Source organism: Parahaliea aestuarii (assembly GCF_008064635.1).
GTDB classification, from domain to species: Bacteria; Pseudomonadota; Gammaproteobacteria; order Pseudomonadales; family Halieaceae; genus Parahaliea; species Parahaliea aestuarii.
Genome location: NZ_VRYZ01000002.1, coordinates 285,593 through 308,062 on the forward strand (window position 1 = coordinate 285,593; position 22,470 = coordinate 308,062).

Here is a 22,470-nt window from a genome sequence, read left to right on the forward strand (position 1 = left end):
ATTGCCCGGGCCAGGGTATGGAACCTGGATTGTTTGATGCTTAGTCGAGCGAGCCCGGAATAGTCCAGCCAGCCCACCAGGCGTCATTGGCGGCAGTGCCCGGCTCGACGGCGCCGACATAGCCGGTGTCGTCGAAGGTGAAGCCGGAGCCATTATCGACCGGTGCGATTCCCGGAGGTGCAACCAGCGCCGCGCCTTCGGTGATGGCGTAGGCGTCATCAATGGTGACGGTGCCGTTGTTGGGCTCACCGGCATTGTCCTCAATGTCGGCTGCACGGTGGGTGTAGAAACCGTCAGCACATTCACCCAGCAGGTTCACCAGGGTGACATCGGAGGTCACGATGTTGGAGCCATCGCCATTCACGTCGGCATCGTCGATGCGTACACAACCTTCGTTGAAGTCCCGTACCGCCGTGTTGTAGATGGCAGTGGTCAGGGCCCCGCGCAGACGCATACCGGGCTGTGCACCCGCGTCTGAATCGTCGTTGTTGTTCATCGGGCTGCCGAGAATCAGGATGTTGGCCAGTACCGCATCGGTCTCCGGAACAAAGTCAGCGTCTGACGAGTTTGCCTCGATGGCGCGCGGATCGTTGGAGCCCGTAGGTGCAGCCTTGTTCGGATCCTTGCGCACGATGGCGTACTGGATATTGCCCTTGTAGCCTTCGTCGTAGTCGATGTCGTCATCGTCGTTATTGGTCAGCACCAGGTAGCGTGCATTCACCGTCCCGCCGAACCATTCGACACCGTCATCGAGGTTGCCGTGTACCTGGATGTACTCCAGGGTGGTGGCGTGACCGACGCCCTGCAGCGTCAGGCCGTTGATCTCGTTGTTGGGGCCGGCCACCAGGCCACCCTCGGCGATGCGCACATAGCGCAGCGAACCGGAGTTGTCGGCCGGATCGTTGCCGCCGTAGTTGCCCACGACAGTACCGCCCTCGCCCACCACGTTACAGACCGTACCGCTGCCGAAGCAGGCGCCGGTACCGCCGGCCCCGTACTGCGGAGCAAAGCCCTGAATAACCACACCACCCCACTCGCCGATGCCGTCAAAGCCATCGTCCAGGCTGGAGAAAGTAATCGGGCTGGCTGCGGAGCCGTTGGCGACCAGTTTGGAGCCGCGAGTCACCAGCAGGGAGCCATCGTCGAAGGACTTGACATTGACCCCGGGGCGCACGGTCAGGGTCACGCCGGCATCGCGAATGGCCTGCACATCGGCATCGGAGCTGACGCTCTGGTTGCCGTTGCCCACCAGGACTTCACCGGACAGGCGCCATTCCACGCCGGCCACCAGGGTGTAGTCAGTATCGACGGTGCCGGAAATGGTGCACACCGTGCTGTCGGCGTTGCAGCTGACGAAATCAGCAGGCTGCACGTCTTCCGAACTGCCCAGGGTATCGGGCAGCGTCCAGCCTTCCCACCAGCCGGTGGCTGCGTCGGGATCAACCGCGCCCACGTAGTCGGTCTGGTCGAACATAAAGCCAGAGCCGTTATTAACGGCGTTGATCACCGGCGCAGAGGCCAGGCGCGCCGCCGACTCGTTGATCGCCATGGTGCTGGAGTAGGTCAGCGTCTGTGTCGTCACATTCACCGCACTTTCGGGCAACTCGTGGGTGTAGATACCTTCAGCACAGTCGTTGAGAATGTTTTCCAGTACGACATTGGAAGGCTCGATGATGGAGCCGTCGCCGTTGACGTCGGCATCGTCAATACGAATACAACCGGTATCGAAGCCCTGCACCGAGGTGTTGTAGATGCTGGTGGTCAGGGCGCCGCGCAGGCGCATACCCGGCTGCCGACCGGCCTCCGCTTCTTCGCTGTTAACCATGGGGCCGCCAATGATGGTGACGTTGGCCAGCACTGCGCTGGTCTCCGGCACGAAGTCAGCATCTGATGAGTTGGCCTCGATGGCGCGCGGGTCGTTGGAGCCGGTGGGCGTCGCCTTCTGCTGATCCTTCTGGATGATGGCGTACTGGATGTTGCCCATGTAGCCTTCATCGTAGTCGATGTCGTCGTCATCGGTGCCGGTCAGCACCAGGTAGCGAGCATTGACGGTACCGCCAAACCATTCCACCGCATCGTCCAGGTTGTTGTGCACCTGTACGTATTCGACGGTTGTGCCGTGGCCCACGCCCTGCAGGGTAAGACCATTGAGTTCGTTGTTGGGGCCGGCCACCAGACCGCCCTCGGCGATACGCACGTAGCGGATGATGCCGCTGTTGTCGGCCGGATCGTTGCCGCCATAGACCGCGACTTCGGTGCCGCCCTCGCCTTCGACGTTACACACTTCGCCACTGCCGAAGCAGGCGCCGGTGCCGCCCTGGCCGTACTGGGGCGCAAAGCCCTGGATTACTACACCGCCCCACTCGCCGAGGCCGTCGTAGTTGTTGTCCAGGGAAGAGAAGGTGATCGGCATGCTGGCGGTACCGTCGGCCACCAGTCTGGAGCCGCGGGTCACCAGCAGAGTACCATCGTCGAAGGCGCGGATGTCGGTGCCCGGTTCGATTTCAAGGGTTACACCGGCGTCGCGAATCGCCTGTACGTCGGCAGCGCTGGCCACATTCTCGTTGCCCTCGCCCACACGCACGGTGCCGGACAGGCGCCATTGCACATCGCTGGTCAGCACGTAATCGCTGTTCACCAGGCCGCTCAGGGTACCGACGCTGCAGTCGTCGTTGAAGCTGACAAAGCCTGCCTCCACGACATTGTCGCAATCACCGTCCGGCGTTGTCGGCTCGTTCGGATCGGGAGTACCACCGCCGTTGTCACCACCGCCATTGTCAATATTGATCGTGACATCGTCGCCATCATCGCCGCCGCTACAGCCCGCGAGGGTCGTCAGCGCTATCAGGGTCGCCACAACAAGCCCTTTACGTTTCATGGTTCATTCCTTTCTGGTTGCTGAATGATCGTGTTGCTGGTGTCGGTTGAATCCGGCGCCGGAGCGCCGGGCATGGTCTTACAGGAACTGGTAGGTGATCGAGGCACCGAAGATCGTGCCGGTCTGGTAGCTCTCGATGACCTGCTGGTTCTGGGAGTAATCCACCTTCTCGTTAAGCAGGTTTTTCACCTGCAGTTCGAGGGTGAGCGACTCGGAGAACATCTTTTCGTAGGCGATATCGATCAACACGCGTCCGTCCTCGATCTGCGGGCCGGTGTTGGCGCCCCGTGCAATGCGGAAGATGCGGTCGTCGAAGTAGTTCACCAGCAGGGTGACCTTCTGTTCTGTCGGGTAGTGATCAAAGCCGAGCTGAAGGTTGCCGAGCCACTCGGACTGGCCCTGCAGCTGGCGGCCATCGGCGCCGGCGCCCTCCAGGCGGATGGAGTCCTGGCTCAGGTCCACCTCGGAATCGATATAGGACACGTTGCCGGCCACAAACAGCAGGTAGTTGGCCTCGTCCATCAGGTTCATATTGGCGTCCAGCTCGATGCCGTTGAGGGTGGCCGCTTCCTGGTTGCGGAAGGTGATACCGTTGGCGGCAGAACCCGAAGCATCCGGCAGGGCACGCTCGATGGGCTGGTCAATGTCCTTGCGGAAGAAGGCCAGCGACACGCTCTCGTCTTCGGAGAAGTAGTACTCGGCCCGCAGATCGTAGTTCTCGATGGTCGATACTTGCAGATCCGGGTTGCCGAAGATCGGGTCGTCGGTGGTCGGGTCAAAGGACAGGGACTCGGAGCGCTCGATCAGGCCGGGATAGGACACCGTCTCGCTGAAGCCGGCGCGCAGCTGGATGTCATCCGTCGGACGCCAGGTCAGGTTCATGGCCGGGTAGACGTCGTCGTAGTTCAGCTCGTTGCCAGTGCCGCCGTCTTCATTGGGGTATACCAGGTTCTGGGTGAAGTCCTCCACCCGCGCGCCCAGCAGCAGGCTCCACTGGTCACCAAAGTCGGTATTGGTGGTCAGGTAGTAGGCCTGGATTTCTTCCTGGGAATCGTAGGAGTCGGTGTCGGCGGTGTTGGCCTGCAGACGCACCTTGTCCAGGGCGAAGTTGTAGTAGGGCAGGATGTCCTTCTCCAGATCCTGGTCGATACCCAGATCCAGGTCATCGCCGTCATCACCCAGGCGGATACCGAAGCGGTACTGCTCTACCACACGGTCCTTGTCCGACCACAGCAGCCCCACTTTGAACTCGGTGCTCACGCTGTTGTTCCAGTCCAGCGGAATGGTGTAGTCAACGGAAATATCGTTGCTCTCCTCTTCCAGGTCCGACCAGCGACGCTCGAAGGCGGAGGTGGACAGGTTGCCGTTGAAGTAGGTGTACTGGCGACGGTCCGGTTCGTTGCGATCGGTGCGGGAATAGGCCAGGCGCCAGTCCAGCTTGTGGGGGTTGTCGCCAAAGGCAAACTCGTTGTGGCCGGTGAACTCCTGGGAGAAGAACTGGCGCTCGACCCACTGCAGGATGGCCTGGTCGACCTGGGTGTCCTCGAAAAGGTCCACGCCACTCTCATAGCGGGTGGTGTCCTCGCTGTTGCGCAGCAGGATGGTCTTGCTGAGGATTTCGTCGGCGGCGCCGTACTCATAGCCGGCAACGAAGTAGCCGTTGAGGGTGATGGTTTCCTCTGCCCGCTGGTAAGTACCGGTAACATCCAGCGGGTTGTTCAGTTTCGCCGTGCCGCGATCACTGGTCTTGTAGCCATAGTCACCAGCGGCGTAGAAACCAATTTCCCCGCCCTCCAGGGCGTAGCGGTCACCGTAGGAGATGGACAGTCCACCGTCTGGCACCGCAGACTTTTCCCTGATGTTGTAGTCGTCCTGGAATTCCACGCCGTACTGGGCGGCATCCAGCGGAGAGGTACAACGCACCGGGTCGATGGCCGGGTCGCAGATCGTCAGGGAGCTGCCGCCGTCAGTGGCGCGCACTACGTTGTTCGGCAGGTCGCGCAGGCCGCTGTCAAAGCCCAGCCAGTCGTCGTTGGAGCCGCGGTAGCTGACAATTTTATCGCCGGTCACATCGAAGTTGTAACCGCCGGACACGCCCACCTTGAACACACGCTCATCGGGCAGGCCGCGGGTGTTGATCTTGATCGAGCCGCCTGTGGTGGTGGCGAGCTGGTCCGGGCTGTAGGACTTCTGGATTTCGATACCACCGAGAATATTGGTGGGAAACAGGTCCAGCTGGACGTCGCGACGCTGGGGATCGGTACTGGGCATCAGCAGGCCGTTCAGGGTGCTGGAAATATAGCGTCCGTCGAGACCGCGCACAGTGGCGTACTTGGAGTCGGTCACCGCCACACCCACCACCCGGTTCAGGGCAGAGGCCACGTCGGAATCGCCAAAACGTTCCAGCTGGGTGATATCGATGGCATTGGTAATGGAGGTCGCGTAACGCTCCATGGTGGCGGCGTCGTCAACCGGGTTGAATACGCCCATCACCACCACTTCTTCCAGGGCAGTAGAGGGAAGTTGGACGGTATCGTTGGCGGAATCAGCGTAGAGCTTGATCTGGGCGGTCACACCGAGGTCGGCCAGTACCCGAACGCCACTGACCGTGGCTGCCTTGTAGTCGGGGTGGGATACTTTCAGGTCGTACTCGCCGCGGGGTACATCGATCTGGTAGATCCCCTGCTCGTTGGTAACGGCGGAAACGCCTGCGCCGGCAACCAGCACGGTCGCTCCGGCGATGGGCGCGTCCGCCGTGTTGGAGATGACCCCGGTGACATAACCGTCGGCACTGGCATCGCCCTGACGGAACTTGCGAACTTCCACGCGGGGCTCGTCGCCCTCGGCAGAGGTGAAGACCACGCTGATCTCCACGTCTTCATCGGCAGTCGCCTCAAATTCCACCGGGAAGGTGATGTCGTCATCGCTGAGGCTCAGGGTGTGTTTACCGCCCTCCAGTTCAGCTTCTGTAGAGCCGCGGTTGTCTGTGCTGCCAAGTGGCACACCGTCCAGTGTCGCCTGAACACCGCGCAACGGCGCCTCATCCAGAAACAGTTGCAGATAGAGGCCGCCCGCCAGCGAATGCTGTGAAACCAGGGAGGCCACCAGCCCGATACCGAGATAGGATTTCTTCATGTTGATGCGCTTCAACTCCCGATCAAGAAAAACCCGATGCCCGGTAGCTGCTGAGGCACTTGCCAAACAACAGCCAAACTCCAGCGCGGAGCCCGGTGCAGATGAGGGCATCCTAATCGCCGAACATGACAGTTTTGTTAAAGTTTTCAGCAATCTTCGAAATGTTGACGGCCGCCACACGGTACACGCCAAAAGCGTGAAGAAATGCCGGAATCTCCGCGGCCGCATCGTCACAAATGTTTCAAATTAACGTCTTTTTCCTGCAACAGGGGCTCGCCATCCTTGCCTCACATTCACCGCAGGCGAGGTTCTGGCCATGGCGCGCAGTAATCAGGAGTTCAACCCCGGAGAAAAGCAGCGGATACGCGATCAGATTCGCGAGCAGGTAGAGGAATTCCTGCACCGCGGCGGCAGGATTGACGTGATGGATGGCAAGCCCCGACTGCAGGCAGTACGCCGCGGTCCGGTGTGGCACGGCCAGGACGACTTCCAGCAGATCGTGGATTGAGGACAGGCCATGCTCGACGTTCGCAGCGTTCTCGAGTCCCGCTACCCCTCCTTCTTCCAGCGCCACGCGCGCAGTGCCCACACCCTGTCGCGTTTCCTGGGCTTTCTTTTCTACCAGTCCCGTTTTGAACAGTTCGGCCGCGACTACCCCCACCTGCGCGGCTTCGACTTTGTGGACGCCACCCTCAACTACTTCGACTTCACCCTGAAGCTGCGGGATAACGAGCGAGTTCGTATTCCCACCAGTGGCCGGGTAGTGATTGCCGCCAACCACCCCATCGGTTCCCTCGACGGCCTGGCCCTGCTGAGCCTGGTGCGGCAGGTGCGCCCGGACGTGAAGGTGGTGGCCAACGACCTGCTCACCGCCATCGAACCCCTGCACCCGGTGCTGCTGCCGGTCAACAACATGGGCGGCGGCACAGCGCGGCAGAATCTCAAGGCCATTCGCCAGCATCTGGAACAGGACGGCGCACTGATCATCTTCCCCGCCGGAGAGGTGTCCCGCTTTGGCGCCAAGGGCGTCAAGGACGGCGAGTGGCAGAGCGGATTCATCAAGATCGCCAGCGCTACCCGTTCACCGGTACTGCCGGTGTTTGTGGCCGGTCGCAACTCCCTCTTCTTCTACAGCCTGTCCTTCCTGGCCCGCCCCCTGTCGACCCTGTGGCTGGTGCGGGAGATGTTCAAGCAGAGCCACAACGCGGTGGAAGCCCGGGTCGGCAAGTCCATCCCCTATGACAACTACGCGGGGCTAGACCTGTCGGCGCGCAAACTGGCGCAGATGTTTCGCAAGCATGTCTACCGCATCGCCCGCGACCGGAGCCCGGTATTCCGCTCGGTGGAAACCGTCGCCGCGCCGGAAAATCCCCTGCTGCTCAAGCGCGAGTTGGCCGAGGCAGAGAATCTGGGCGCCACGGTGGACGGCAAGCAGATCGTGCTGTGCCGCATGGACGATGCCCCCTGTGTGATGCGCGAGATCGGCCGCCTGCGGGAACTGACCTTCCGCAGTGTCGGCGAGGGAACCGGCAGGCCCCGCGACATCGACCGTTTCGACCGCGACTACCGGCACCTGGTGCTGTGGGACGCTGCCAATATGGAAATCGCCGGCGCCTATCGCCTCGGCGACGCCCCGGCCCTGCTGGCCCGGGGCGGCATGGACGCCCTCTACACCCACACCCTGTTCGAGTTCGGCCCGGGCATGCGGCCATACCTCGAGCAGGGCCTGGAACTGGGTCGCAGCTTCGTGCAACCCAAATACCAGACCCGCCACAGCCTCGACTACCTGTGGCAGGGTATCGGCGCCTTCCTGCGCCGCAACCCCGGCTACCGCTATCTCTATGGCCCCGCTTCGATCAGCCGCCTGTACGGCAGCGAGGCGATAGCCCGCATCGCCTGGCACTACGGCACCCACTACCCGGCCCGCGGCCTGGAAGTCGCGCCGCGCAGTCCCTTCACCCTCCCCGCCGGGCTGCAGGAGCGACTGGCCAGCGAGTGTGCCGGACTCGACCGGGAGCAGGACCTGAAGGCACTGCGCGACACCCTGGCGGAACAGGGCCTGCCGCTGCCGGTTCTCTACAAACACTACGCCCAGGCGCTGGAGCCGGACGGCGTGGTGTTTACCGCATTCAATGTGGATCACGATTTTGGTGACTGTGTCGACGCTTTTGTCCTGGCAGACCTGACCCGGCTCACCGAACGCAAGCGCAGGCGCTATCTCGGCGCCGGCGCGGGGGACGACAGCGCCACATAGCCACGGGGAGGGCACACCATGGAGGCACTGAACACCGACGGCAAAATCCACTGCCGCACATTGTGGATATCGGACGTTCACCTGGGCAGTATCCACTGCAAGGCGGACTACCTGCTGGCCCTGCTGGACCGGGTCAAGTGCGAACGACTCTACCTGGTGGGGGATATCGTGGACGTGTGGGCCATGCACCGCCGGGTGTTCTGGCCCGAAGCTCACAACCAGGTGCTGCGCAAACTGCTGAAGCTGTCGCGCAAACAGGTGGAGATCATCTACATCCCCGGCAACCACGACCAGAATTTCCGCGAGTTCTGCGGCAGTGAATTCGGCAACGTGCACCTGCGCCAGGAGGCGGTACACGACACTGCCGACGGGCGCCGTTTCCTGGTGATCCACGGCGACGAACTGGACTACGCGGTACGCTACAGCCGGCTCAACCGCGCCATTGGCGACATCGCCTACGATTTCCTGATGTGGGTCAACCGCTGGGTCAACCGCGGTCGGGAACTGATGGGCAAGCCCTACTGGTCACTGGCCAAGTGGGTGAAGGGCCACATCGCCCAGGCGGAACAGGCCATCACCGCCTATCAGGACGCCGCCGTGCTGATGACCCGGCAGCGCGGCCTGGACGGCATTATCTGTGGCCACCTGCACCACCCCGTCATTCGCCAGTACGAGGATGTGCTGTACTGCAACGATGGCGACTGGGTGGAGAACTGCACCGCGCTGGTAGAGGACTTCTGCGGCAGCCTGCACCTGATCCGCGGTATCGGCAGCCCCGACTCGGCGGTGCCAGTGCTGTTTGCCGAGACCGCCACCAGCACCCCCTGAGCGCTAACGGGAGGCTCAGATCGGATCCAGCACCACCACCGGGATACGCCGGTCGGTGGCCTGCTGGTACTTGGTGTAGGGCGCGTAGATGTCCACCATCTGCTGCCACAGGGCTTCGCGCTCATCCCCTTCCGCCACCCGGGCCCGGGCGCGGAATTTGTCGGCCCCCACCTGTACCTCGACCTCGGGATCGGCCTCGAGGTTGAGGAACCAGGCGGGGTGAGCCGGCGCCCCGCCCTTGGAGGCAATGACGCAGTAGCCGTCACCGGCGCGGCCGTAGATCAGTGGCAGTATCAGCGGTTTACCGCTCTTGCGCCCGGTGGTGGTGAGTAGCAGGGTGGCAATCATGCCCTCGCCCCCGCCGAGGCTGGCATCCCAGTAGTGGCCATCGGCACCGTCGCTGGCAAGATAGCGCTGCACATGGTCCTTGACCCAGTCGGGCAGATTGTCGGCAATACGAACTTCGGTCATGGTGAATCTCCTCGTTGGCTGTAGCAACAGCATAGTCGAAGTGTCGGACTCCGCTGCACACGATTGGTTCAGCCGCCAGCGCTCAGGACTCTACCAACTCCAGCTGTCCCGGCTGACGCCGCAGACGGTGACCGATGGGCGTGCGCAGTGCCTGCAGGCCACCGACACTGGTCAGCAGGGTGTCGGCTCGCTGGCGGTCTTCCCCCTCGAGGCCGGCGTAGTGATCCAGGCAGCGCTGGAACATCCACTGGCTGTAGCTGTTAATGAAGCGGGTGCCGGTGGCGCCGCCAGTGGTAAAGGGGTGGAAGCCAAGCACCCGCGGCAGACTGCCGCCGGGATTGGCGGCCAGCCACTGGGCGTTGTGGGTGACTACGTCCACCGCATCGGGCAGGTGTTCCCGGCACATGGTGGCGAGGATTGGCAGCAGCGTATCCGGCACCCTGTCGTCAGCCAGGAATTCACCGCTGCGCGGTTTGGGGGCGTTCATACGCTGCACCCAGGCGTAAACGTTGGGCGCCGTGCGCTCCATCAACGCGCGGGGTACCGGATCGCGCCCGAGGTGGGCGTACAAGGGACCGATCAGGCCGAAGTCACCGATGGAGGGGCGACTGCCGAGCAGGAAATCGTACTGGGCAAAGTGAGCATCCAGATCCGCCAGGGTGTCGGCGTAGGCGCGCTCGATGCCGGGAATGGTTTCCGCCGTGACCCCGAGGGCGGAAATCGAGCCGCGAAAGGGAGCACAGAGTTTTTCTCCGAGACGGATCTGTTCTTCCTCGCTGGCGTCCGGGTCACTCATGGCGCCGAACTCGCGCATGATGAAGTCGTACTGTTGGTCCACCACGCTCCAGCGATAATGCATGGCGGGAATCACCAGCCACTCGTCGCCGTAGAACTCCAGCATCAGGGCCACCAGCCGCTGCAGGGGGCCGCCGGGGTACACCGGGGGTTCGGGATGCCGCGCCTCGAGAAAATCGATAATGTCGGTGGTGTCCTGCACTACCTCGTCCTGCGGTGTCTGTAGCACCGGCACAATGGCGGCGCCGACCCGGGGCACAATGAACTCCTTGTACACCTGCCGCGTGGCAGGTTTCTCTTCGAAGTCCAGACCTTTGTAGCGCAGGTAGCTGCGGGCCTTGCCCGTGTAAAGCGACAGTTCGCCGCCGTAGAGTGTGTACGGGGTCGATGTAGGGTGTGTCGATGAGACGCTACTCATGGAAGTCTCCTTTTATTGATCCATTGCCGATGGCAGGTTTTGGCAGGGTGCAGTTACTCAGCCTGCTGCCGGGAGAGGCGCAGCAGCAGGATAGCAGCCCGAATGGCCTGCATCGGCAACGTGCGCATGTCGGCCGCCTCATCCACCGTGTGTCCGCCCTCTCCCATTAAACCCAGGCCGTCGATAGCCATGTCGACGTGGGCAGCGGCAAAGGAGATGTCAGCGGCGCCAGCCCGGCGCGGGTCCACCGCCGCCACCGGCCCGTAGCCCAGCTCCTCGCTGATGGCGGTGTACAGGGATAGCAGTTTCCGGTTGCCGTCGGTAGCTGGCATCGGCGGGTAACCTTCACTGAACTGGAAATCGGCACTGGTGTGGGGGCTGTTGTCAGCGGCTATCGCGCGCATGACCCGCAACGCCCGCTCCAGTTGCTGCGGCGACGCTGCGCGGATGCCGCCATTCACCAGCGCACTGCGGGCAATCACGTTGCTCTTTCCAAATACCGTGCCACGGCCACTGGCAGGATCCAGCGTCACGTCGGTGCCGGCCACCAGGGCCCCGGGATTGAAGGTCAGGTTTTCCTCCTCCCGCAGCGCCTCGCGCCAGGCGCTGAGAATACGGGCCAGCTCGAAGGCGGCGCCGTCGCCGATGTCCTCGCGAAACACCTGGGAGGAATGAGCAGGCTTGCCGCTCACCTCCAGCCGCCAGCTGCTGGCACCGCGGCGGGTGATCACCGCGGTGGCCGGGTCGCCGTCGCCGTCCTCGAAGCCGATGGCGATATCGGCCCACACCGCAGCATCCACCAGGGCCGCATTGGCCAGGGCCAGGGGTTTGCCGCGCAGCTCTTCATCACCGGTCAGCACCACCTTCAGCTGCAGCTCATCCAGTACGCCGGCCTCGCGCAGGGCCGACAGCGCCAACAGCATCACCACGTTGCCGCCTTTCATATCGGTGATACCCGGGCCGCGCACATGATGCTCATCCACCCGTTCGAAGCGCTGAAACGCACTGTCGCTGGCAAATACCGTATCCAGGTGACCGATCAACAGCACCTTCGGGCCGCGTTCACCGTAGCTGGCCACTAGGTGCCCCGCCCGCCCGAAGGGCTCTCCGTCAACCCAGCTGGCCTGAAACCCGAGGTCCCTGAATTCGCCGGCAAACAACTCACCCACCTGCCGTACGCCGTCGAAATTCATGCTGCCGGAGTTGATGTTCACGGCGCGCTCCAGCACCTGGGTATACCGCGCAACGCTGCGATCTACCGCCGCAGTCACAGCCGTTTCTTCGGCGGTCAGGGCCAGCGCAGGCGTGGCGAGGAGTGGCGACAACAGACAGAACAGTAACAGGGGCGCAGGTAACACGAAGAAGTCTCCCGGAGTTTGCAAGCACAAGTAGTCGAATAGGCGACCTTAGCACGCTGGCCGGTGCTGCGGAGCAAGGGGTCGCAAAGCACTGCCTCATCCGCACTTTGGCGGCGGCTTTTCGCTGCCAGACCCGGATTCCGACAGACTCTCGCGATAGGAAATATACTCCTTTATTTTCAATAACTTAGTAACACAAAAAGCCCTATCACTATCGACAGCTTGTTCGGTACCCCTACCTGGCAGACCGTAGGCGGCAATAAAAACATAACCAGAGAGGCACTCACCGTGAACGCAACCCACCCCGGAAAATCCGTCCCCGCCAGGCAACATACCCTCGCCCGCGCCATCGCCCTGCTCGCCATGCCCCTGGGCAGCGCCGCCGTACAGGCACAGGGCGACGAGGTTCTGCCACTGGAAACCATTATCGTGACGGCCCAGCGCTACGAGCAATCGGTGAACGACGTCGGCATGGATATCCAGGCCTACCAGGGCCAGCGCCTTGAACAGCTGCGCATCGACGATGTCGATGACCTCACCGCGGTCGTGCCCAGCTTTACCGTGGCCCAAAGCTACCAGGGAGTGCCGACCTACACCCTGCGTGGTGTGGGCTTCAACACCATTAACATGTCCTCCACCTCCACGGTGGGCACCTACGTCGACGAGGTAGCCTACCCCTACCCCATCCTCAACGCCGGGCCCATGTTCGACATGGCGCGAGTGGAAGTCCTGAAAGGCCCCCAGGGCACCCTGTTCGGCCGCAACACCACCGCCGGCCTGATCAACCTGGTCACTAACAAGCCGACGGAAGAATTCGAGGCGATGGTAGGCGCAGAAGTGGGCAACTACGACACATTCAACCAGGAGGCGATGATATCCGGCCCGCTGTTTGACCGCCTGCAGGCGCGCCTGTCCATTCGCAACGAAGACAGCAACGAGGGCTGGCAGGAAGCCATGGACAGCCGCGAGACCCTCGGTGAAATACACCGTACCGGTGTGCGCGCTGCCCTGGCCTTCCAGCCCACCGACACCCTGGGTATCGACGTTTCCTACAACGGCTGGCGCGACAATTCCGACACCCTGGCCGCCCAGGCCATCGGCTTTACCCCGGCCACCACCCCGGGTGGCGGCGGCCAGCCCAGCCTGTTCAACGAACCCGGCCTGGCGGACTACATCGCCAATAACCGGCCCAGGAATTCGCAAGACGCCAACTGGGTGAGCGCCACCAAACGCGGCACCGACCTCGGCATCGGCGCGGGCCTCGGCGGCAACCTGGAGCACGACAGCTCACTCGACGCCTACAAACTGAACATCGACTGGGAAATCAATGACGACCTGCGCCTGGTGGCCCTCACCGGCTACCAGGACTTCGAGCGGCAATCGCTGTCGGACTGGAGCGGCGCACCCTTCGAGATTCTGGTGCAGGATGCCTACGGTGACATCGAAAGCCTCTCCCAGGAGCTGCGCCTGGAGGGCAGCACCGAGAATACCCGCTGGATGGTCGGCGCCTACTACGCCAAGGACGAAGTGCTGGATGCCAACCGCACCCTGCTGGGTGACAACGCCAACTCCAACATGATCTCTGTGATCACCTCCACCCTGCTCGGCACCCCCTTCAACTCCTTCGGCTACACCGTGCAGGACGCCCTGGAGTCCTTCCGCACCTACCGCGACAGCGCCACCATCGACAGTACCACCAAGAGCGTATTCGCCAGCGTGGACTGGGACCTGGCCGACAGCCTGACCCTGACCACCGGCATTCGCTACAGTGAGGACGAGCAGGACTACAACGGTTGTTCCAGCGACGTGGACGGCAGCATGCTGCCCAACGTCAACGTCACCAACCGCGCGCTGTTCCTGCAGAGCTACGGCGCCTTCGTGGCCCCCATCGGCGCCAACGACTGCAACACTTTCAATCCGGAAATACTCAGCTTTGGCAGCGTCGAGTCGGAACTGGACGAGGACAACGTGGCCTGGCGCGTGGTGGCCAACTGGACGCCGACTGTCGACAGCCTGTACTACGCCTCTGTGTCACAGGGCACCAAGGCCGGCGTCACGCCGGTCAACGCCGCCAATATCTCCACCCAGAATGCCCCGGCCAGGCAGGAGGAAATCCTGGCCTACGAACTGGGCATGAAGGCCGCACTGTTTAGCCAGCGCATGCAGTTCAACGCCTCTGTTTTCTACTACGACTACAGCGACAAGCAGCTGAGCGTGTACTTCGCCGACCCGATCTACACTGCCCTGTCGCGGATCAACAACGTACCGGACTCCGAGGCCTACGGCCTGGACGCCGAGATCACCTTCGCCGTCACCAACAACCTGACCGCCATCCTCGGCGGCACCCTGCTGCGCACCGAAGTGCAGGGTTACCAGGGGATTGACGCCGCCGGCCAGCCCGCGGACTTCGATGGCAAGCACTTCCTGTACAGCCCGGAATCCGCCGGCAGCCTGACCCTGATCTACGACCGCCCGATCAGCGACGGCCTGGGCATGTCGCTGACCCTGAACGGGCGCTACCAGGACGAGAGCTTCGGCAACCTGGCCAATGACGCTGACCACCGGATTGACAGCTACGGCCTGTTCAACGCCACAGCGTCTCTCTACTCACTGAATGACACGTGGAATGTCAGTCTCTGGGGCGCCAACCTCACCGACGAGTATTACTGGAAGGCGGTCGCCTCCAACGCCAATACCGTGGTGCGCTTCCCCGGCCAGAGCCTTACCTACGGCGCCAGCTTCACCTACCGCTTCTGATGACGCGGTCACCGGCTTCCCACTCTGCGGCCCGCCGCCTGCCCCGTGGACAGGCGGCGAGCCTGCATCGCGCTCAGACGACCGTTTCGACCTTGCACTCAACCCGGGCACAGGGCACTCTTGGGCGCGAAAAGTGCAGAGAGAACCCCCTTATGGCAGTGGTGTCGACATCGGCGCAACACGCGCTCGAGCAGGACGAAGTACAGGGCCTGGCCGAAGCAGTGGCCGCTGTGGGCAAGCGCATCGGTCTGCCCTATATCGCCGCCAGCGCCGACATCTCCAGCCCCCACCCGCTGCTCGACCGCGAGGGCCGCCCCCTGGCGGAGTCGCTCTTTCGCTGGCTGGATCCGGAGCTGCGCTACTGGGAAGACCCCGGCTTTGCCCTGCGCCTCGCCATCATCCAGGCCTGCCGCGTCTGTGCGGAGCCCTTCTACCTGCAGCGGGGCCAGCTTGCCAGCTGGCGCCACAACGGTGCACTTGAAGCGGTTAACGAACAGGAGACCTTCGATGGCTTCGGGGTGGAGGCCGCCATCCTGGTGCCCTGCCATCTCCCCGGTGGGGTCATCGGCTTGATCGCATGGGCCAGTGCGGACGCGAAACTGCCCGTGGCGGAGATTTTCCAGCAACACGCCAGCGAACTGCTGACCCTGACCCTCACTTTTCTGTCGAGCTACCGCGACTGCAGCACCCGGGCCCGGATGGAAGCGCCGCCGCGACTGACGCCGCGAGAGATCCAGTGTCTGAAGTGGGCGGCGCTGGGCAAGACCGATGCCGAGGTGGCCCTGATCATGGACATCTCTCTGCCGACGGTGCGCTTCCACATCACCAATGCGGCACGCAAACTGGCGGTATCGGGCCGCTCCCAGGCCCTGTACCGGGCCGCCATGCTGGGCTACATCGGCGCCGCGGCGGGGCCTGCGCGCAGCTGATTGCCCACTTTAACAAGCTGTCGTTATAAAAAGGCCGCTCTTATGTTCCAAAACGTTAGTCGACACCCTGCCGCCGCTCTGTTTTCATGAGACTGTGCCTGCGGGCACCACTTCCGGGTATTGCCGTGCGTTTCTGCGTCGATACCCACATAGACAACTCGCTACAGACAACTGGAGCACTTATCTTTCGCCGTCCGTACCCCCACAGGTGCGTAGCCATCCCCTCGGCGCAAGAAAGGTTCCAACGGAGGCATCCTCTATGAGAAGACAGAAGCGCGACATGAACACCCGGGCATTTGATCGCGGCTACCAGGTCGGACTCTCCGGCCGCAGCATCGACTACTGCCCCCACGCCAACGAGGAGCATCGACAGAACTGGGTCTCGGGATGGCGCGAAGGTCGCTCCGATCACTGGGACGGGCTGACCGGCGTTTCCGGCGTACACAAACTTCGCGCTCTGTAACCACAGAGACACTCACAACACTACAACTGGGCCGGCATTTGCCGGCCTCTTTTTTCTCTTGGGCGCACTGCTGCCGCGCGCACTACACGCTCTCTCGGTAGCGAGCTTCAATTCCGCAGCGAACTCTGCGCCAGGTCCAGCAACTCCCGGTTGGCCACCGCGAACATGGCGAAGTCCGGGGAATTGGTGCCGTGCAGTTCCGCCAGCATCTCCCGCCAGCGCTTGAGCAGGGTCGCCTCCTGCCGCGCCCACTGCTTATAGCAACTCTCCAGGTCGCCTTCCGCACCCCAGTGGCGCAGAGCGCCCACCGCGAGTGTGCGCTGCTGCCACTCCAGGTCTTCCAGGTAAGTGTCCCGGGCCAGGGCCTGCCACTCGTTGTCCACCTTGCTGGCGAGAATCTGGCCGCTGAACCAGTCCAGTTCCAGCTTGTCGCCCAGGTAGTAGTAGAGCTGGGCCACCTGCTCCAGTGAGGATCCCGTTTCACGGCTGGCCTGAATGATCCCCAGCGTGGTGTAGGCCAGCACTGCACTGGCCACCCGTCTGGCCAGGACCTCGCCGACGCCGGCGCCGGTGTAGTGCTTCTCCAGCGTGCTGTAGTGCTCGCGCAGGCGGCCGCGCAGCAGTTCCGGCACCAGTTCCCGCAATTGCAGCACGCCCTCGCCGAACTCGGCGATGCACTGGGTGGGGGCCAGTTCGTGGCGGCGGTTGCGCAGCAGCCAGCGCACCGCCCGGCGCACCAGGCGAATCAGGTTCAGCATCATCTCCATCTGCACCCGGGCTTCAACCTTGTGGTCGAGGGCCTCAATCTCCTCCCACAGCTCGCCGATGCCGTACACGTCCATTACGGTGGTATAGGCTCGGGCGACATCCGCCACCGGCGCGCCGGTGGCCTTGCGCTGGCGCTGCACAAAGGTCAGCCCCATGCGGTTGACAATGTCATTGGCGATCTGGGTACACATGATTTCCCGGTGCAGGCGGTGCACCTTGAGTTCATCGCCGTAGCTCGCCACCAGTTGCGCCGGGAAGGCGGTGATGGCCTGCAGCGCCAGGCGCGGGTCCTTGCCAAGGTCGGACTCGATCAACTCTTCCTTGAGCATGGCCTTGCTGTAGGACACAAGAATTGCCAGCTCGGGACGGGTCAGGCCCTTGCCCTGCACGCGCCGCTCCGCCAACTCCTCGTCGGAGGGCAGAAATTCCAGTTCGCGGTTGAGGCGGCCGCGGGATTCGAGATCGACAATAAAGCGCTGGTACTCGCCGTTGCGCTCCGGTGCCTGATACTCCGCCAGGCTGATAGCCTGTACCTGGCGGTAGTTGTTTTCCAGCACCAGTTCCGCCACCGCTTCGGTCATCCCCTCGAGCAGCTGGTTGCGGTGCTTGCCGGTCAGGTCCCCGCGCGCCACGATGGCGTTGAGGAGGATCTTGATATTCACTTCGTGGTCGGAGCAGTCCACCCCGCCGGCGTTGTCGATGAAATCGGTATTGGAGCGACCGCCGTGCAGGCAGTATTCCACCCGCGCCAGCTGGCTCATGCCGAGGTTGCCGCCTTCGCCGATCACCTTGCAGCGCAGTTCATTGGCGTTGACCCGCAACGCGTCGTTGGATTTGTCGCCGACGTCGGTATGGGATTCCAGCGAAGACTTCACATACGTGCCGATGCCACCGTTCCACAGCAGGTCCACTTCGGCCCTGAGAATGCGGGAAATCAGTTCGTTGGGAGTCAGCCGGCTGTCACTGATACCGAAGCGCTGCTGCATCTCCGGCGAGATGGTGATGGACTTGGCACTGCGATTGAATATACCGCCGCCGGCTGAGATCAGGCCAGTGTCGTAGTCAGCCCAACTGGAACGGGGCAGCTCGAACAGGCGCTTGCGTTCGGCGAAGCTGCTGGCGGCCTCCGGTTCCGGATCGATGAAGATATGCTGGTGGTTGAAGGCCGCTACCAGACGGATATGCTCGGACAACAGCATGCCGTTGCCAAACACATCCCCGCCCATGTCGCCGATGCCGACGACGGTAAAGTCGCTGCGCTGTACGTCTACCCCTATTTCGCGGAAGTGGCGCTGCACCGACACCCAGGCACCGCGGGCGGTGATGCCCATCTTCTTGTGGTCGTAGCCGGCGCTGCCACCGGAGGCAAAGGCATCACCGAGCCAGAAGCCGTACTCATCGGAGAGGCCGTTGGCGATATCGGAAAAGGTGGCGGTGCCCTTGTCCGCAGCGACCACCAGATAGGGGTCTTCCTCGTCCTTGCACACCACCTGGAGCGGGCGCCGGATGTCGCTTTCCACCCGGTTGTCAGTGATATCCAGCAGGCCGCGTATGAAGAGCTTGTAGCATTCAATCCCTTCCGCCTGGACTTCGTCGCGATTCATGTCGGCTGTCAGGTTCTTGGCCACAAAACCGCCCTTGGCCCCCACCGGAACAATCACGGCGTTCTTCACCTGCTGAGCCTTCACCAGCCCCAGCACCTCGGTGCGGAAGTCCTCGAGGCGGTCGGACCAGCGCAGTCCGCCCCGGGCCACCTTGCCTCCGCGCAGGTGTACCCCTTCCACCCGTGGCGAGTAGACGAAGATCTCGTACATCGGCACCGGTTGCGGTACTTCCGGAATCTGGCGGGGGTCGAACTTGAAAGAGAAGTACGGTTTCAGTTCGCCGTTGTCGCCCTGCTGGAAGAAGTTGGTGCGCAGGGTCGCTTTGATCACGGTAATGAACTGACGCATGATGCGGTCTTCACCGAGGTTTTCCACCTGCTCCAGGGAATCGAGGATGCGCTGTTCTACCGCCTGTTCGCGCTGGGCACGCCAGTCCTCGTCGCCGTCGAATACCGGAGAGAAGCGGGTCAGGAACAGCTCCACCAGGCCCGCCGTAATGTGCAGGTGGTTGGCCATGGTTTCAGCGATATAGTCCACGCTGTAGGGGAACTGCAGCTGGCGCAGGTAGCGGGCGTAGGCCCTGAGCAGGGCGATCTCGCGCCAGCTCAGGCGGGTGCCCAGCAACAGGCGGTTGAAGGAGTCGTTTTCCGCCTCGCCGAACCAGATACGGGAGAAGGCATCTTCGAATTCGTCCCGCACCTGCTCCAGGTCGATGTTGTTGGACAGGGAATAAATCAGGCTGAACTCCTGAATCCAGTAGCGCTCGCCGTCGGCGGCGCGCACCCCGTAGGGGCGCTCCGAAACGACCCGCAGCCCCAGGTTTTCCAGGATCGGCAGGATGTCGGACAGCGGCAGGGAATCGCCCCGGTGATACAGTCGCAGCCGCAACTGGTCGTCGTCTTCCTCCAGCAGCCGGTACAGGCGCATGGCCAGTTCGCGCTGTGTGCCCAGGCTCAGCAGGTTGTGTATGTCCATCACCGCCACGCGGGCATCGAAGTCGTCGCGATAGCCGGGCGGAAAGCCGATACCGAGGTTGCGCGCGTAGTGCTCGCCCTGCTCCTCACCGAACTCCTCGATCAGGCGCATCCGCAGGCGGTCTTCCCAGGCCAGTGTGGCTTGCACAATCTGCTCCTCGATTTCATTGACGTCGTAGTGGCGCTCGGCACTGGGATCAACCCGCAGCACGAAATGGCAGCGCACCAGTATGGATTCCGAAAAGTGGGTGGTGAACTCGGATTCCTCGGCCCCGAAGGCGCGGGTGAGAATGCCCTGCATGGTCACCCGCTGTTCGGTGGTATAGCGATCCCGCGGCATGTAGACCAGACAGTTCACGAACTTGCCGTGAGCGTCCTCGCGCACGAACAGGCGGGTCAGGCGCCGCTCCTGGATGCGATTCACCGCCATCACGGTGTTGTAGAGCTCGAGAATGCTGGACTGGAACAGCTCGTCGCGGGGAAACAGCTCCAGTACCCGGGCCAGTTCGCGGCCGTCGTGTTCGCCGTCGTCGAGGCCCGACAGCGCCACCACCTGCTCCACTTTGCGACGCAGGATGGGAATCAGTGCCGGATTCATGGTGTAGACCGTCGAGGTAAACAGACCGATAAAACGGTGCTGCCCCACCACCTCTCCGGCGGCGTCAAAGACCTTGATTTCCACGTAGTCCGGGTAGGCCAGCCGGTGAATGCGCGAGCGCACCCGCGACTTGGCAAAGCTGAGCTGGCGCCGCTGCAACTCATCTGCCGGCATGGCGTTGAGGTCGGCGGCGAGGTCCCGCGCGCCACTGCTGCTGCGCGCACTGAGAAGACCGAGGCTGCGGCGGCTGTCCACCGTCACCGCAAACTGGGAGCCGCTGCGCTCCACCGTCAGGTATTCGTAGCCGAGGAAGGTCATGTGATCCTCGCGCAGCCACTGGCAGAATGCAGCGGCCTCGGCGCGATAGTCGGCATCCACACAGGTGCTGTCGTCGATAACCGCCGCTGCCTCGGTCAGGCGCTCGCGCATGACGGGGAAGTCCTCCACCACCAGTGCCACATCGGCCATGACACTCTCCAGGGTGGTGCGCAGTTCCTCCAGTTCGGCGATATCCGAGTGGCGGCCGATCTCGAAATAGAGCAGACTCTCGCGAGACAGTCCCTCATCGGCGCTGTCCTCGCTGTCGTCGTCCAGTACAGCCTGCAGCGTGCCGTCGCTGTCGCGACGGGTGACCAGGTTACAACTGGCGAGGGCGTGGATGCGGATATTGCGCTGGTTCAGCTCGCCCCTGACCGATGCGGTACAGAAAGGCATGTCCCGGCACAGCACCGCCACCACCGTGTACTTGCTTTCCCAGCCATGGCCCTGCAACTGCGGATTGAATATGCGCACCTTGGCTGCGGGAGCCTGCCAGTTTTCCATGAAACGCAACAGACCGTAGAGGCAACCGTAGAGATTCTCCACCGAGCGACCGCGCATGTCTTCGGCAGGAAAACGCGAGAGGAAGGCGGCCGCCAGATTGTGCAGGGACTGGAGATCCTCCGCGTCACCGCGTTTGTCGATTCGTTGTGCCAGCTCTTCAAGCAGGCTGTTTTTCAATGCATCCCAGGCCATCGGATTCTTGCGGACTCCACTTTTATGGCGAAAAAACAGGGCCTTTGGCGGCCTCGATATTTGCCGCTTAGTCTAGTTCAATTACCTGGCCCTGACGTTAGTTACGACTGGAACTTTTACACAGGGCGCCAGTCAGAGGCACAGTCCCGGGCGCACTGTTTGGCCTGCGCCGGGGCATTCGCTAGAATCCGGCGCTTGTCCGAAGTGCATTCGGGCGCGACCACTGTACACAAACGCATCGCAACAGCATTCAATCGACAGGAGACCGCGTGGCAAGCGCAGAGCTAAGAGCACTGGAAAACTGGCTCAGCCAGCAGATCATCGGCCAGGCCCACCTGGTACAACGCCTCATTATTGCCCTGCTGGCCGACGGCCACCTGCTGGTAGAAGGCGCGCCGGGGCTGGCCAAGACCCGCGCCATCAAGTCCCTTGCCGACGGCATCGAGGGCAGCTTTCACCGGGTGCAGTTCACTCCCGACCTGTTGCCCGGCGACGTCACCGGTACCGAAATCTACCGGCCCCAGGAGGGCAGCTTCCACTTCCAGCCGGGCCCGGTGTTCCACAACCTGGTACTGGCCGACGAGGTGAACCGGGCACCGGCCAAGGTGCAGTCCGCCCTGCTCGAGGCGATGGCTGAGCGCCAGGTCAGTGTCGGCAGCAAGACCTATCCCCTGCCGGACCTGTTCCTGGTCATGGCGACCCAGAACCCGATTGAACAGGAAGGCACCTACCCCCTTCCCGAAGCCCAGCTCGACCGCTTCCTGCTGCACGTCAAGGTCGGCTACCCCGACGCCCGGGCCGAGCGCGACATCCTGCGCCTGACCCGCGCCGAGGCCGCCCACAGCAGCAGCGAACCGCCGCCGCCCCTGTCCCAGCAAGCAGTGTTCGAGGCGCGCCGGGAAGTCCTCAACCTGCACATGGCGGAGGCCGTCGAGGAGTACATCGTGCAACTGGTCATCGCCACCCGCGAGCCGGGGCACTACTCCAGTGAGCTGGCGGGCTGGATCGAATTTGGCGGCAGCCCGCGGGCCACCATCGCCATCGATCGCTGCGCGCGCGCCCACGCCTGGCTGGAGGGGCGCGACTTTGTGTCCCCGGAGGACGTCCAGGCGGTCGCCGCCGATGTGCTGCGCCACCGACTGCTGTTGAGCTTCGAAGCGGAGGCCGGCGGTGTCACCACCGACACAGTCATTCGCGAGTTGCTGAACCGGGTGCCGGTGGCCTGA

14 protein-coding genes are annotated in these 22,470 nt (G+C 62.9%); 8 read left to right on the forward strand and 6 right to left on the reverse strand.

Going from position 1 to position 22,470, the window contains the following annotated elements; translation table 11 throughout:
• Positions 1–40: 40 nt before the first annotated feature.
• Positions 41–2,878, reverse strand: coding sequence for a hypothetical protein (locus FVW59_RS05650; protein ID WP_148063259.1), 2,838 nt, complete (start codon positions 2,876–2,878; stop codon positions 41–43).
• Between the two features lie 78 nt (positions 2,879–2,956).
• Positions 2,957–6,013 carry a TonB-dependent receptor domain-containing protein gene (locus FVW59_RS05655; protein WP_187275778.1) on the reverse strand — a complete coding sequence of 1,019 codons (3,057 nt, stop codon included), beginning with the start codon at positions 6,011–6,013 and terminating at the stop codon, positions 2,957–2,959.
• Between FVW59_RS05655 and FVW59_RS19600 the strand changes: the two genes are divergently transcribed.
• The 4 genes from FVW59_RS19600 to FVW59_RS05670 all read left to right on the forward strand — a co-directional run bounded on the left by FVW59_RS19600 (position 6,012) and on the right by FVW59_RS05670 (position 9,095).
• Positions 6,012–6,263 (forward strand): hypothetical protein, encoded by a 252-nt coding sequence (locus tag FVW59_RS19600; protein ID WP_187275779.1) that lies wholly within the window; start codon positions 6,012–6,014, stop codon positions 6,261–6,263. The genes FVW59_RS05655 and FVW59_RS19600 overlap by 2 nt on opposite strands.
• Before the next feature lie 66 nt (positions 6,264–6,329).
• Positions 6,330–6,521, forward strand: a complete 192-nt coding sequence (locus tag FVW59_RS05660; protein WP_148063261.1) for a hypothetical protein — start codon at positions 6,330–6,332, stop codon at positions 6,519–6,521.
• A gap of 9 nt (positions 6,522–6,530) precedes the next feature.
• Positions 6,531–8,267: a bifunctional ornithine lipid synthase OlsF gene (gene olsF / locus FVW59_RS05665; RefSeq protein ID WP_148063262.1), complete on the forward strand. Its 1,737-nt coding sequence runs from the start codon at positions 6,531–6,533 to the stop codon at positions 8,265–8,267.
• Positions 8,268–8,285: 18 nt separating this feature from the next.
• Positions 8,286–9,095: a UDP-2,3-diacylglucosamine diphosphatase gene (locus FVW59_RS05670; protein ID WP_148063263.1), complete on the forward strand. Its 810-nt coding sequence runs from the start codon at positions 8,286–8,288 to the stop codon at positions 9,093–9,095.
• Positions 9,096–9,110: 15 nt separating this feature from the next.
• Here FVW59_RS05670 and FVW59_RS05675 read toward each other — a convergent pair whose 3' ends face one another.
• The 3 genes from FVW59_RS05675 to FVW59_RS05685 all read right to left on the reverse strand — a co-directional run bounded on the left by FVW59_RS05675 (position 9,111) and on the right by FVW59_RS05685 (position 12,137).
• On the reverse strand, positions 9,111–9,566 hold the full coding sequence (locus FVW59_RS05675) for a nitroreductase family deazaflavin-dependent oxidoreductase (protein WP_148063264.1): 456 nt from the start codon (positions 9,564–9,566) through the stop codon (positions 9,111–9,113).
• 82 nt (positions 9,567–9,648) lie between these two features.
• The gene (locus FVW59_RS05680; protein ID WP_148063265.1) at positions 9,649–10,779 is read right to left on the reverse strand and encodes a glutathione S-transferase family protein; all 1,131 of its coding nucleotides are present in this window, start codon (positions 10,777–10,779) and stop codon (positions 9,649–9,651) included.
• Between the two features lie 53 nt (positions 10,780–10,832).
• The gene (locus FVW59_RS05685) at positions 10,833–12,137 is read right to left on the reverse strand and encodes a M20/M25/M40 family metallo-hydrolase (RefSeq protein WP_148063266.1); all 1,305 of its coding nucleotides are present in this window, start codon (positions 12,135–12,137) and stop codon (positions 10,833–10,835) included.
• Positions 12,138–12,425: 288 nt separating this feature from the next.
• On the opposite strand from FVW59_RS05685, the gene FVW59_RS05690 reads away from it, so the two are divergent.
• The 3 genes from FVW59_RS05690 (at position 12,426) to rmf (ending at position 16,286) form a co-directional block, all read left to right on the forward strand.
• The gene (locus FVW59_RS05690; RefSeq protein WP_148063267.1) at positions 12,426–14,894 is read left to right on the forward strand and encodes a TonB-dependent receptor; all 2,469 of its coding nucleotides are present in this window, start codon (positions 12,426–12,428) and stop codon (positions 14,892–14,894) included.
• Between the two features lie 152 nt (positions 14,895–15,046).
• Positions 15,047–15,823 carry a helix-turn-helix transcriptional regulator gene (locus FVW59_RS05695; protein ID WP_148063268.1) on the forward strand — a complete coding sequence of 259 codons (777 nt, stop codon included), beginning with the start codon at positions 15,047–15,049 and terminating at the stop codon, positions 15,821–15,823.
• 259 nt (positions 15,824–16,082) lie between these two features.
• On the forward strand, positions 16,083–16,286 hold the full coding sequence (gene rmf, locus FVW59_RS05700) for a ribosome modulation factor (RefSeq protein ID WP_148063269.1): 204 nt from the start codon (positions 16,083–16,085) through the stop codon (positions 16,284–16,286).
• 107 nt (positions 16,287–16,393) lie between these two features.
• Here the strand turns inward: rmf and FVW59_RS05705 are convergent, their stop codons facing one another.
• Complete coding sequence (locus FVW59_RS05705; RefSeq protein WP_148063270.1) at positions 16,394–21,244, reverse strand: NAD-glutamate dehydrogenase; 4,851 nt, start codon at positions 21,242–21,244, stop codon at positions 16,394–16,396.
• 269 nt (positions 21,245–21,513) lie between these two features.
• On the opposite strand from FVW59_RS05705, the gene FVW59_RS05710 reads away from it, so the two are divergent.
• A complete protein-coding gene (locus tag FVW59_RS05710) occupies positions 21,514–22,470 on the forward strand; it encodes an AAA family ATPase (protein ID WP_148063271.1) in 957 nt (318 codons plus the stop codon).